The 11,314-nt window shown below is 57.2% G+C and carries 12 protein-coding genes; 4 read left to right on the forward strand and 8 right to left on the reverse strand.

Annotation, left to right across the window (positions count from 1 at the left end):
• Positions 1-61: 61 nt before the first annotated feature.
• The 3 genes from F8N49_RS19970 to F8N49_RS19980 form a co-directional block, all read right to left on the reverse strand.
• The gene (locus F8N49_RS19970; protein ID WP_041479221.1) at positions 62-583 is read right to left on the reverse strand and encodes a DUF1003 domain-containing protein; all 522 of its coding nucleotides are present in this window, start codon (positions 581-583) and stop codon (positions 62-64) included.
• Positions 584-697: 114 nt separating this feature from the next.
• Positions 698-2,017 (reverse strand): PAS domain-containing methyl-accepting chemotaxis protein, encoded by a 1,320-nt coding sequence (locus tag F8N49_RS19975; protein ID WP_122752176.1) that lies wholly within the window; start codon positions 2,015-2,017, stop codon positions 698-700.
• Positions 2,018-2,249: 232 nt separating this feature from the next.
• A complete protein-coding gene (locus tag F8N49_RS19980) occupies positions 2,250-2,858 on the reverse strand; it encodes a TetR/AcrR family transcriptional regulator (RefSeq protein ID WP_016773570.1) in 609 nt (202 codons plus the stop codon).
• A 211-nt stretch (positions 2,859-3,069) separates the two neighbouring features.
• On the opposite strand from F8N49_RS19980, the gene F8N49_RS19985 reads away from it, so the two are divergent.
• On the forward strand, positions 3,070-4,125 hold the full coding sequence (locus F8N49_RS19985) for an MBL fold metallo-hydrolase (protein ID WP_071173314.1): 1,056 nt from the start codon (positions 3,070-3,072) through the stop codon (positions 4,123-4,125).
• 38 nt (positions 4,126-4,163) lie between these two features.
• On the opposite strand, the gene F8N49_RS19990 is transcribed toward F8N49_RS19985, so the two are convergent.
• The 3 genes from F8N49_RS19990 to F8N49_RS20000 all read right to left on the reverse strand — a co-directional run bounded on the left by F8N49_RS19990 (position 4,164) and on the right by F8N49_RS20000 (position 5,612).
• Positions 4,164-4,421 (reverse strand): helix-turn-helix domain-containing protein, encoded by a 258-nt coding sequence (locus tag F8N49_RS19990; RefSeq protein ID WP_122752175.1) that lies wholly within the window; start codon positions 4,419-4,421, stop codon positions 4,164-4,166.
• A 12-nt stretch (positions 4,422-4,433) separates the two neighbouring features.
• The gene (locus F8N49_RS19995) at positions 4,434-4,751 is read right to left on the reverse strand and encodes an XRE family transcriptional regulator (RefSeq protein WP_122752174.1); all 318 of its coding nucleotides are present in this window, start codon (positions 4,749-4,751) and stop codon (positions 4,434-4,436) included.
• A 93-nt stretch (positions 4,752-4,844) separates the two neighbouring features.
• A complete protein-coding gene (locus F8N49_RS20000) occupies positions 4,845-5,612 on the reverse strand; it encodes a helix-turn-helix domain-containing protein (RefSeq protein ID WP_122752173.1) in 768 nt (255 codons plus the stop codon).
• Between the two features lie 112 nt (positions 5,613-5,724).
• Between F8N49_RS20000 and F8N49_RS20005 the strand changes: the two genes are divergently transcribed.
• The 3 genes from F8N49_RS20005 to F8N49_RS20015 all read left to right on the forward strand — a co-directional run bounded on the left by F8N49_RS20005 (position 5,725) and on the right by F8N49_RS20015 (position 9,094).
• Positions 5,725-6,540: a sulfite exporter TauE/SafE family protein gene (locus F8N49_RS20005; protein WP_122752172.1), complete on the forward strand. Its 816-nt coding sequence runs from the start codon at positions 5,725-5,727 to the stop codon at positions 6,538-6,540.
• Complete coding sequence (locus F8N49_RS20010; RefSeq protein ID WP_241149674.1) at positions 6,528-7,778, forward strand: hypothetical protein; 1,251 nt, start codon at positions 6,528-6,530, stop codon at positions 7,776-7,778. The genes F8N49_RS20005 and F8N49_RS20010 overlap by 13 nt, the downstream gene beginning before the upstream one ends.
• A gap of 125 nt (positions 7,779-7,903) precedes the next feature.
• Positions 7,904-9,094 (forward strand): hypothetical protein, encoded by a 1,191-nt coding sequence (locus F8N49_RS20015; protein ID WP_122752170.1) that lies wholly within the window; start codon positions 7,904-7,906, stop codon positions 9,092-9,094.
• Between the two features lie 3 nt (positions 9,095-9,097).
• On the opposite strand, the gene F8N49_RS20020 is transcribed toward F8N49_RS20015, so the two are convergent.
• Both F8N49_RS20020 and F8N49_RS20025 read right to left on the reverse strand, forming a co-directional pair.
• Positions 9,098-10,084: a hypothetical protein gene (locus tag F8N49_RS20020; RefSeq protein ID WP_122752169.1), complete on the reverse strand. Its 987-nt coding sequence runs from the start codon at positions 10,082-10,084 to the stop codon at positions 9,098-9,100.
• A gap of 250 nt (positions 10,085-10,334) precedes the next feature.
• A complete protein-coding gene (locus F8N49_RS20025) occupies positions 10,335-11,048 on the reverse strand; it encodes an HNH endonuclease signature motif containing protein (RefSeq protein ID WP_122752168.1) in 714 nt (237 codons plus the stop codon).
• Positions 11,049-11,314 lie beyond the last annotated feature (266 nt).

The raw sequence follows: 11,314 nt of genomic DNA on the forward strand, positions 1-11,314 counted from the left end.
ACAGGGATTTTGTGAACGCCACAGATCCAATGTGGGAGCGAGCCTGCTCGCGAAGGCGACCTTAGTTCTGGCACACGTGAGCGTGCAATTCGCTGGTCAGTCCTTCGATGCGCTCGGTGAGGGTTTTCGTCATTTCGGTAAGGCGGGTGTTTTGTTCCAGCAATGCCAGCAATTGCGCGGAATTCTTCGCCGCCTCTGCCTGACGTTCGGTATTGGCCAATGCCAGAGCTTCGCGGTGCTGCGCATCGGCGTCGGCCTGCGCTTTGTCGCGCGCGGCCTGACGGGTTTGTGCAAGCAGGATCAATGGCGCGGCGTAGGCCGCCTGCAGGCTGAAGGCCAGGTTCAGCAGGATGAACGGGTAAACGTCGAATTGAGTCACGCCCCATACGTTGAGGCCGATCCATACCGCAACGATCAAGGTTTGCGCGCCAAGGAACAGCGGCGTGCCGAAGAACCGCGCAAAGGCTTCGGCGCGGAGGGCGAAGGCGTCGTTGCCGAAGGTCGTATTCAGGTGGGCGTGGGGGCGGTGGAAGCGTAGGTGATCGATCGGGGCGTTGGATACTTCGGGTTTTTCGTTATTCATGGGGCACTCGGCGGGGCTTGGGACGTGTCGTCACTATAGCTCTGCGTTGTGGCGGTCGACCTTCGCGGGCTGCCCACGAAGGTCGCGACTCGTTCTATCGACCCTGCACAAACCTCAATTTGGCACCCGCTCATTGGCAAACATGCTCACCGCATCCACCGCCTCACTGGCGCCATCGCGAATCTGCAGAATCACCGTGCCGGCCTGATTGGCCAGTTCCACGCCTTCTGCGGCGCGGTCGCGGGTGCCTTGCATGCTTTTGATCGCCTGCCGTGTTTCGCTCTGGATCAGGCTGATCATGGTGGAGATCTCGGCGGTGGAGCCGCTGGTGCGCGCCGCCAGTTGCCGTACTTCATCGGCCACCACGGCAAAGCCGCGGCCCTGTTCACCGGCGCGCGCGGCTTCGATGGCGGCGTTGAGGGCGAGCAGGTTGGTCTGATCGGCGATCGCGCGGATGGTGTTGACGATGGCGGTGATCTGCTCGGAGCGGTCGCCCAGTTGCGCGATCAGCGTTGAGGACTGGCTGATGTCCTCGGCGATTTCGCGCATTTCGCTGGCAGCCTGTTGAATCACCTGCGTACCTTGCTCGGCGACTTTTCGCGTTGCTACCGAGATGTGGTAAGCGGTGCTGGCACTGCGTGCGTCCTGCTCGTGTTGCTCGACACGGGCGGTAACGTCAGACGCGAACTTCACGACTTTGTACAAACGCCCCGAAGCGTCGTAGACCGGGTTGTAGTTGGCCTCCAGCCAGACGATCTGACCGCGTTTATCCACGCGCTCGAACTGCCCGTGGAAGAACTCGCCCTGATTCAGGCGCCGCCAGAAATCCTGATAGGCGCCGCTGTTGACCAGCGCCGGGGTGCAGAACAAGCGGTGATGCTGGCCCTTGAGCTCTGCGAGGCTGTAACCCATGCGCGTGAGAAAATTCTGGTTGGCGGTAAGAATGTTGCCGTCGAGATCGAACTCGATCACCGCCATCGCGCGATCGATCGCCTGCAGCTTGGCGTTGGCCTCGTTCTCCTGCTGCACCTTGGCGGTGACATCCATCGCGTACTTGACCACTTTGATCACCCGTCCCGACGCATCCTTGATCGGGTTGTAACTGGCCTCGAGCCAGATCGGCTGGCCTTTGCTGTTGACCCGTTCAAAGGTGCCGGACTGGAACTGACCATTTTTCAGGCGTGACCACAGCTCGGTGTATTGGACACTGCGCCCGAATTCCGGCGTGCAGAAATGCCGGTGCGGCTGGCCGATCGCCTGGGCAGCCGTGTAACCCATGGTCTTGAGGAAATTGTCATTGGCACGCAACACCACGCCATCAAGATCGAACTCGATCACCGCCATCGAACGGTTGATCGCTTCGAGCATCGCAGCTTGGTCATAAACGGTGTGTTGCAATTCAGCGAGGGCGGCTTTTTGGCGATTGAAAAACATGCTTGCGATACTCGGGAAGTGGGGAAAATCAAAAGGATTCAGTCCCTATTCCTGCGCCGGCAGACCGAAATGCACGGACGGCATTCGGTGGTGACTGCTCAATGCCAGCGTTCCGTTACTGGCAGATGGCTACTTATACAAAACTTAATAAAGTTGTACAAGAAAGGAATTTTTCACAAGTTTGTATAACTTTTTCCGAAATTAGTTGTACGCGGCTCGCCGCGCCAGTGATTCACCGCTGATACAGTGCCAGGAACATCTCCAGCGCCGACTCGGCAACTGCATTCTGCGCGTCTGGATCAAGGGCCGCGCGACCCAGCGAGATCTGCGGCCAGAATGCGAATGCCTTGAGCAAACCTTGTACTTGATGCGCGGCAAATTCTGGATCCACCGGTTTGAGCCGTCCGTCGGCTTGCGCCGCGCGTATCCAGACAGTCAGTCCTTCCTCGCGCTCGCCCATGCGCTCAATCATGTTCTGCGCACGTTCAGGGGAATGAATGGTTGCGGCAATCGCCACCCGGGCGAGGGTGAGAAAATTCTCGTCGGCCATCATCTGCACTTTTTCTCGCAGCATCAGGCGCAGCTGCTCATGCAGCGGTTGCTCGCGGTCGTAGCTCACCGATGGCTCGGCAATGATCCGCGCCCACAACTGATTAAGGATCTCGGCGAACAGCTCTTCCTTGCTCGGGAAGTGGTTGTACACCGTTCGCTTCGACACGCCGGCCGTGGCGGCGATCTTGTCCATGCTGGTGATTTCGAACCCGTGGGCACGGAATTCGGCGATCGCCGCCTGGATGATGGCTTCGCGTTTGCGGTCGGTGAGGCGTTGTGGAGCGGTCATGAGCGGACTTCGGCAGAGAAGGAAGGAAATTACACTCGGCAGTTTACTTGGCGCCGGCTTTGATGCAACCTAGAAACTACACCGCTCAGTGTAATGTTGCGTTAATCCTCGCACTTTACAAACCAGAGCGTTTGGCCTTTGCGTGCAGCTTGGCCATTTTCATTTCCCGTGGAACACCGTGCAGCACACGGTTTTTCGGAGTCGTTCAGTCATGGCCAATCCAGTCTCTCTCCCGGATAACACTCCCACGCCTGAAGCCTCTCGACAGGATCAAGGGCTGTTTCGCAATCATGCGCCGGTGCAGCGCGAAGGGGTACGCAAAATGCTGCGGATCATGTGGAACATGATTTTCCACAAACCGCGCGACACCCGTCCGAGCGCCGCCATTCCTGTGCAACCGCTGACCCGTGAAGATCTGCTCGCAGCGCCCAATCACAGCGTTTACCGCTTGGGGCACTCGACGCTGTTGCTGAAGATGCGCGACAAATTCTGGATCACCGACCCGGTCTTCGCCGAGCGCGCCTCGCCAGTGCAATGGGCTGGCCCGAAACGCTTCCACCAACCACCGATCAGCATCGACGAACTGCCGCCGATCGAAGCAGTGATCCTCTCGCACAATCATTACGACCATCTCGACTACGAAGCGGTGCTCAAACTCGCCGCCAAAACCACTTACTTCCTGACTCCGCTGGGCGTGGGCGACACCCTGATCAAATGGGGCATCGACGCCAGCAAGGTGCGCCAGTACGACTGGTGGCAGGGCACCGAAATCGCCGGTATCCGCTTCATCGCCACCCCATCGCAGCACTTCTCCGGCCGTGGCCTGTTCGACGGCAACAGCACGCTGTGGGCGTCATGGGTGATGATCGACGCCGACACACGAATCTTCTTCAGCGGCGACAGCGGTTACTTCGACGGCTTCAAACGCATCGGCGAACAATACGGCCCGTTCGACCTGACCCTGATGGAAACCGGCGCCTACAACGTCGAATGGCCCCACGTGCACATGCAACCGGAAGAAACCCTGCAAGCCCACATCGACCTCAAGGGCCGCTGGCTCTTTCCGATCCACAACGGCACCTTCGACCTGGCCATGCACGCCTGGCACGAACCGTTTGACCGCATCCTTGCGCTTGCATGGGAACGCAGTATTGCGATTACCACACCGCGGATGGGGGAGGCGTTCAACCTTGCGCATCCACAACGGGGGAGTGCGTGGTGGATGGCGGTTGAAGAGGAGGGGGAGGCGCTAGTGCAGAACGCCTGACGATTTCATCCGGTTCGCCTCGGTGCGAACCGGATGAATCAGATTCCTATTTCCTTCATTCGCCGGTGGTAATCCTCCATCGTAGCGACTGACAAATCCCTGAATTTTCCACGAAGTATCTGACATAGTGTTTCCAAGGTGATGCCAGTAATTTGCGCCGCTTCAGATTCGTTCAGGTTGGCAGTCTTGATCAACGCGGCCATTTTTGTCGCATATCCCGATTTGATCAGCATTTCATCTGCACCCTGCAGTCCCAAATCTGCGTAGACGTTGCCCGTGCTTCTTTCGATGTCCATCCTTAGCGCTCCTTATTCGGCCATCGCAAAATCCCCACGCCCCACCGATTCCCCCGCCATAGCCTGCGCCCTGACACTGCGCCCCGGTGCAAACCCCGGGAAGAACACCAACCCCTGCGCTTCAAACCGATAAGCCAGTGCCAGTCTCGCGGCGTCCGCCACGTCCTGCTGCGCTTCGAAACGCTGGATATCTGCCACCGCCACCTCGGCCTCGCGCGACAGTTGTTCAACGCTCCAGCCCAGCATGGCGCGGGCCTGGACGCAGTGGGTCGGGGTGAACTGGAAAAGGGCAATGCGTTCGAGGACGTGGTTCATCGCAAGAGAGGCCATGGTGTGCTCCGGGCTCAAAAGTGCTGATTGAAGATGTACTGTGTTTTTGTACAGTTGTTTTCGGCCGGGATCAAATGCATTTTTCGAGTTTGCCTAGTTCGTCGGCTCCAACCAGACGGACGGTGCCTGTCCCAGCACTCGCCGAAACATCGTCGAAAACGCCGCCGGGCTCTCGTAGCCGAAGTCCAGGGCAATCCGCGTCACCGCTTCCCCCGCCGCCAACCGTGCCAACGCCTGCACGACGCACGCCTGCTGGCGCCACTGACGAAAGCTGAGCCCGGTCTGCTGCCGAAACAATCTGTTAAAGGTACGCAAGCTTATGTGTAACTGATCGGCCCAATCCTGCGGGGATTGATGGGTGTTGGGCATGTTCAGAAAGGTCTGACACAGACTGAGGAGCTTTCCTTCGGCTGGCATGGGAATGTGTAGGGCAAGGGGCGCGCTGCGTGCCAGTTCATGCAACAGCAAGTTGATCAGCACACCGTCGCGTCCGGCCTGGTCGTACATCAGTGGCACGTCCACCGCTTCCATCAGCAAATGCCGCAGCAGCGGCGACACATTGAGCACTTGGCAGTCCGACCCCAATTCCACGTTGCCCGGTTCGATGTAAAGGCTGCGCGTGCTCACCCCGAGCATCAATACCTCGTGGGCCACGCCCGGCGGAATCCACACCGCGCGCTGCGGCGGCACCACCCAATTACCGTTCTGAGTGCTGACCTGCATCACGCCGGTGGCGCCGTAGAGCAATTGCCCACGGCGATGCGTATGAAGCGGGAGTAGGTGGCCGTGGGAATAATCGGTACCGATGGCCACGACCGGGCGAGGCGTGTCATCGAGCTGATTGATCGAAATATTGCGCATCAGGCGTGTTCCAGCGATTGGCGTAAACGCGAACATTATTGGCCCAACTACTGAAGCCGGCCAGTGCATCACGCTCTAATGTCCTGGGCTCCCCCGATCCTGGACGCCCACCATGTTCTACCTCCTGCTTACGCTGTTCGGTTGCCTCACCGGCATCAGCGCCGTGCTCTTCGGTTTCGGCGGCGGCTTCGTCATCGTGCCGCTGCTCTATCGCATGCTCACCGCCAGCCATGCAGCCGACGACCCCATCGCGCAATCGGCCATGCACATCGCAGTGGCCACCTCGACCTGCGTGATGATCGTCAACGCCCTCATCGCCACGCGCAAACACCAGCGCGCGGGCAATCTGCTCCGGGACTACCTCTGGCCATTGGGCGGGTTTATCGGCGTGGGTGCGGTCGTCGGCGCCATCGCTGCGATGTGGGTCAGCGGCGAAGTGATCCGCTACGCCTTCATCGCCTATCTGGGCGTGACCATCGTCGATTGCCTGCTGCGCCGAGGATTTCTCACACAGTCCCAAACGACATTCCCACGGCGACTGACCACGACGGAAACATCCGCCGGTGGCGCAGGCATCGGCGCCATCGCGACCTTCCTAGGTGTAGGAGGAAGCGTCATGACCGTGCCGCTGCTGCGCCGTTGCGGGCTGAGCATGTCGCAAGCGACCTCCATGGCCAATCCGCTCAGCGTACCGGTAGCATTGGCGGGGACGTTGACGTACATGGCGCTGGCCGGTTTCACCGGGGGTGATTTGGGCGTTTGGTATATCGGGTATGTCGATGTCCTGGCGTTTGCGCTGCTGACGGTTGGTTCGTTGCTGGGGATCAGATTGGCTGCGCGATGGATTGGGCGGATACCGGATCGGCTGCATGCGCGCGTGTACATCGGTTTACTTATGGTGGTGATGATCAGCATGTGCTTGAGCTGAGCGCGACGGCGCTCGATTCCAGCGCGCAAGCTCGCCATAATCCGCAGCTACTTTCGTGGGCAGTTGCTCGCTTATTCAAGGATGAAGTGATGTACCGAGGACTGTTACGTCTTTTTGCTGTTTTTCTTCTAACGGGTTCTTTTGTCTCGACGGCAACTTGGGCCGAGACCGGCGCGCAGTTGTTCACCGGCACGTTGGGTAAATCGTCTATCGTCCTCGAAATAAATCCTCGTACCGGAGAGGGACGTTACTTTTACAAGAAGTACCGCAAGGATCTACCACTCGACGGTGCTCTGGACGGGGAAACGCTTGTGCTGGAAGAAGGCTCGCGGATGGACGACTCACGCCCGACCTTGCGTCTGCGGCCGACAACTGATGGTTGGTATGGCGAGTGGACGAGCACCACTGGGAAAAGCCTGAAGATCAAGTTACAGCCAGCCGTCATCCCCGATGTAGCGGATGATGCCTTGCCCTTCTTCACCACACTTCACGACAAGTACCCTTATGAATACCTGCGGCTGCAGGGCGTCACACTCAAAAAAGGCAACATCGACACCTTCATGGGCTACACGCTGCAGTGGTGGAGCGAGCCGAAGACAGGCACTTCTCTGTTTGAAGTGGTCTCGGGTTATTCCCTTGAAGAGCGTCGACGCATCAACCAACAATTGATGGCGCGTTTGTGGAGCGAGGTATTGTCGTCTTATGGATGTTCAGGCAGTTACGCGCAGTCGAGCCAACCACTGTGGATGTCGTCAACAGTGATGAGTGTTCTAATTTCATCAGATTATTTCTGCGGCGGTGCCTATCCGGATCAAAGCCAGGATGCGCTCAACTTCGACACTAAAACAGGCAGACTCCTGACCCTTGATGATGTTTTGTGGGTGGGGCAGGGCAAGCCATTGCATTTCCAACGAGAGGGCGACTTCGGCGGGGAGGCGTCCGGCTCGTCTGATTCCTGGTCTAACTACCGCAGTGAGGAACTGGCACCCTGGCTGGTCGCGCAGCTGCTGAAACTCTACTCCAGTGAAATGACCGTTACCCCCGAAGGCGAAAACGACTGCAACTACGACGAGAGTTATCCCTGGCAATTTCCCGGTTGGCACTTCACGGAACTGGGCATCAAGCTCGAGCCATCATTTCCCCACGTCGCGGCGGTCTGCGGATTCGTCGACTGGAGCGTTCTGCCGTACACAATCGTCAAACAACATCCGGGCGGGGTTGCACTGCAACTGCCTTGATGTCGCGTTTACTTTCATGCGCAGCCCCTCGATTCCCGACCACAACCCCGCCATAATCGCCGCGAATTTATCCGCGTCGGCCCTCAAATGCCGGCGCGACCTCTGACTCTTTCAAGGAACGATCAATGCTCAAGGGACTGATGCGCCTGGCGCCATGCGCTGCTGTGCTGTTCTCGCTGATTCCAAGTGTCCACGCCGATGATGGCCGACGCGTGTTCACCGGCACGTTGGGCAAAACGCCGATCGTCGTAGAGCTCAATATCACGCAGCAGGACGAAGTAACCGGTCGGTACTTCTACGAAAAATACCATCGTGATTTGCCGCTCAGTGGCGCGTTGCAGAACAGCACGCTGACCTTGACCGAGGGCAATAATCGCTATGGTGACGACAAGCCGCTGTCAACGTTGGAACTTGAAGAAACCGGCAGCGGCTGGCAGGGCGAATGGAAAAGTCCGCAGGGCAAGAAGCTGCCAGTGAAACTCATCGAGGCCAGACTTACCGCCCCCACCTCATCAACTTTGCCGTTCATTGCCGCGTTGCCTTACAGCGAGCCTTACGAGTATTTGCGCCTGCAGGGACTCAAACTGAAACCGGCGAAGAAAGAAAACTTCATGGGCTACGACCTGCAATGGTGGACAGAGCCTGAGACAAAGATTTCCCTGTTCAGCGTGGAGTCCGGATTGTCGAAAGATGATCAGCAACGGGTTAACCAGCAGTTGCTTGGACGCCTCTGGAATGAAGTCATCAGTTACCACGGCTGCCAGCTGCAGGGCGGCGAAAACGTCGAATTTATGCAACAGGTGCAACCGAAAATGATCTCGCCAGCCGTGGTCAGCCTGAACATCTCGACCAGCTATTACTGCGGCGGCGCGCATCCAGACTTCGGCGATTCACCGCTCAACATTGACGTCAAAACCGGCCACCCGCTGTCCCTCGAAGATGTGCTGTGGGTCGGTGAGGGCAAACCACTTTTACATGCCGAACGCGACAGCTTGGGCGACGAACCTCTGAGCAAGGACGAAAGTAACGCGCGCTATCAGTACGTTAGCAAAGAGTTGGTGCCGTGGGTGATCAAACAATTCACGGCCCTGTACCCCACAGAAATGAAGACAACGACGGGAGATGACGACTGCAACTTCCAGGACGAAAGCATCTGGGGGACTTCACCTTGGTACTTCACCGAGAAGGGCTTGTACCTCGGCGCGTACTTCGCTCGCGTGCAACGCTCTTGTGATAGACCTGACTGGTCGATCCTGCCGTACTCCCTAGTCAAACAACACCCTGGCGCCGTAAAACTGCAACTGCCCCAAGGCTAGCCATCACTCCAACCCCGGCGCTTCACGAATAATGAAGTGATCCAGGTTCTCGATATTGGCATTGAAGACCTCGAAAGGCTTCTCGGGGTTCTTCTTGCCGGGCACCTGCTTCAACTCCGGCGTTACGCCATAGAAGAAACAGAACAACGCCTTGTCGCTATCCACAGCGTGCTTGATCTCTTCCAGAAACGCCTTGCGCTTGCGGTAGTTGTCGATCAGCTTCTTGTTCAGATAAACGCTGACCGGATACGGCTTCTTCTTACTGTCCTCGGGCTTCTTGAACCAGACCTTGTCCTCGAAATCGATACGAAAACTGGCACTGTGGAAGTCCTCGATCTTCTTGATCCGCCCCCAGTAGATCAGCCCCTTGTTGTCCGTCAGATATTCGATCTTCTTGAAGAACGAACTGTACGGCGCCGTATGCTCGCCAATCTTCAACGGCATGCGCTTGAGCAAATCCTTGTCGGCGAAGTTGGAAACAAAACACTCCACCGGATGCGCAAACACACTGGTCTTATCCGGCGCCGACTCACGACCCACCGACTCTTTACCACTGTCCGCCGCCGCCCGCACCGAGTCATCGCGCAACACATCCGCCGCCCCCGCTGGCGCGACAGGCTTGCGCACATACTCACGCCGGGTCAGCAACAACTCCGACGGGAAATGTTCCTCACGCCCGTCATCCACCTCGCCATCCGCCGTCTCAACGCCAGAAGCCGACGCCTTCAAACTCACATACGGGCAACCCGCCACATGCTGCGTCGTGGGCAGATTCTTGAAGTGCGGCGTGCGCACGTAATTCACATTCTTGGCGTTGAACGTACCCAACTCATTGGAAGCCTCGAACGCCGCACGACAGGCATCGTTGGGGCACTGGAAGTGTTCCTTCGCCGAGTCAAACGCCACCGTCTCATCGAAATTGAGATCGCGAACGTCATAGATCGACAACTTGTCGTCGAGGCTGAGGCAGTAGGCGAGATCGAATTTCATGGTGGGGCTCGGATCCTTGAGTGGGGGAGGGGTATTAATAGCGGGAGGCGGGGTAGGTTGCACTGATTGTTTTCGGGATGATGCGGGATTTATGGGAGGTAGCCTGCTGGCGACTGGTGAGATCAACCTAATCTTGAATCCAGACATCCACCCAGCAGCAACACATTGAATTGTGGTGAGGGGATTTATCCCCGATGGGCAGCGAAGCTGCCCCAAATCCAGCAAATGAGGTTAGCCAGACAAACTGCAATTATTCCTTTTCCAGTCTTCCAACATTGTCATAAAGCCAAGCAGTGAATTCCGCTCTGTCATCCGAATGGTGGCAACGTTGGTGACAGTTGGGACATAACGCCACAACATTCGTCTCACGGTCCGAACCCTTTAGCGACAGGTGCTTGACGTGATGCACTTCTAAAAACGGTTTCCCATCCTTTTCAAATGGCGCTGCTTTTCCACAACCTTCGCACTTGCCATCGGCTTGCTGACGAACCCAGCCCCTCAATTCAGGATCGCGAAAGTAAACCTTTCTAGTGGACGTCGTTTGGATAGGTGTTTTTATTCCTTTGGGGACGTAGTCAAATTGCTTTCGCTCAAATTTAGCCGCGCGTTGCTCGAGCAATGCTTCGTCCGCCGTTGGATTGGAATCTTCAAGTGTCAGAACGGTAGAGGCATCAAGTGCCTTACGGATGCTGCGCGCTACATTCGCGCCAACATTCTTGGCAGGTTTGTAGCCTTCAATACGCTTTCTATCCATCTCGACCAACACGGTAGAAATGTTCTGCATCCGGAACTCGACAGAGCCTTTGGTCCGACCGGCTAACGGGCCTTCGCGCAGGATGCGATTCTCCTCAGTCTTGACGAATTTCTGGCCGCTCTGCTCGCGTACAAGCATCTTCAGATAGGAATCGACTGCCGCCTGAATCTCGACCTCACTCCAATCGCTATTACTTTTTTCCGTGTCCATAAAATCGCCGAGGGTTGAAAACCCTCGGACGATACTGAGTGGCCATCACTGCTGTCTAGGAAATTTCCTACGGGGAAAAGCGACTGATCCTGCCAAAATCCTACCAATGCATCGTTAACCTAATTACCGCTTTGCACCCATAAAAAAGCCCCGATCAGATCGGGGCTTTTTGCTTTCTCGATTCGCCGACTCAAACCGCAGTCGTCAAATCATGCCAAGCGAGACCATTAGTCCCAGCTCAACGCACCACCAGTTTGGTATTCGAT

This window comes from Pseudomonas sp. GXM4 (genome assembly GCF_008923895.1).
In the GTDB taxonomy this organism is placed as follows: Bacteria; Pseudomonadota; Gammaproteobacteria; order Pseudomonadales; family Pseudomonadaceae; genus Aquipseudomonas; species Aquipseudomonas atacamensis.

Bases quoted from the DNA above. Each gene is read 5' to 3' on its own strand.
- F8N49_RS20015 (WP_122752170.1), top strand. From the start codon at position 7,904: ATGCTCAAGGGACTGATGCGCCTGGCGCCATGCGCTGCTGTGCTGTTC.
- F8N49_RS20000 (WP_122752173.1), bottom strand. From the start codon at position 5,612: ATGCGCAATATTTCGATCAATCAGCTCGATGACACGCCTCGCCCGGTC.
- F8N49_RS19985 (WP_071173314.1), top strand. From the start codon at position 3,070: ATGGCCAATCCAGTCTCTCTCCCGGATAACACTCCCACGCCTGAAGCC.
- F8N49_RS19995 (WP_122752174.1), bottom strand. From the start codon at position 4,751: ATGGCCTCTCTTGCGATGAACCACGTCCTCGAACGCATTGCCCTTTTC.
- F8N49_RS20020 (WP_122752169.1), bottom strand. From the start codon at position 10,084: ATGAAATTCGATCTCGCCTACTGCCTCAGCCTCGACGACAAGTTGTCG.
- F8N49_RS19970 (WP_041479221.1), bottom strand. From the start codon at position 583: ATGAATAACGAAAAACCCGAAGTATCCAACGCCCCGATCGATCACCTA.
- F8N49_RS19975 (WP_122752176.1), bottom strand. From the start codon at position 2,017: ATGTTTTTCAATCGCCAAAAAGCCGCCCTCGCTGAATTGCAACACACC.
- F8N49_RS20025 (WP_122752168.1), bottom strand. From the start codon at position 11,048: ATGGACACGGAAAAAAGTAATAGCGATTGGAGTGAGGTCGAGATTCAG.
- F8N49_RS19990 (WP_122752175.1), bottom strand. From the start codon at position 4,421: ATGGACATCGAAAGAAGCACGGGCAACGTCTACGCAGATTTGGGACTG.
- F8N49_RS20005 (WP_122752172.1), top strand. From the start codon at position 5,725: ATGTTCTACCTCCTGCTTACGCTGTTCGGTTGCCTCACCGGCATCAGC.
- F8N49_RS19980 (WP_016773570.1), bottom strand. From the start codon at position 2,858: ATGACCGCTCCACAACGCCTCACCGACCGCAAACGCGAAGCCATCATC.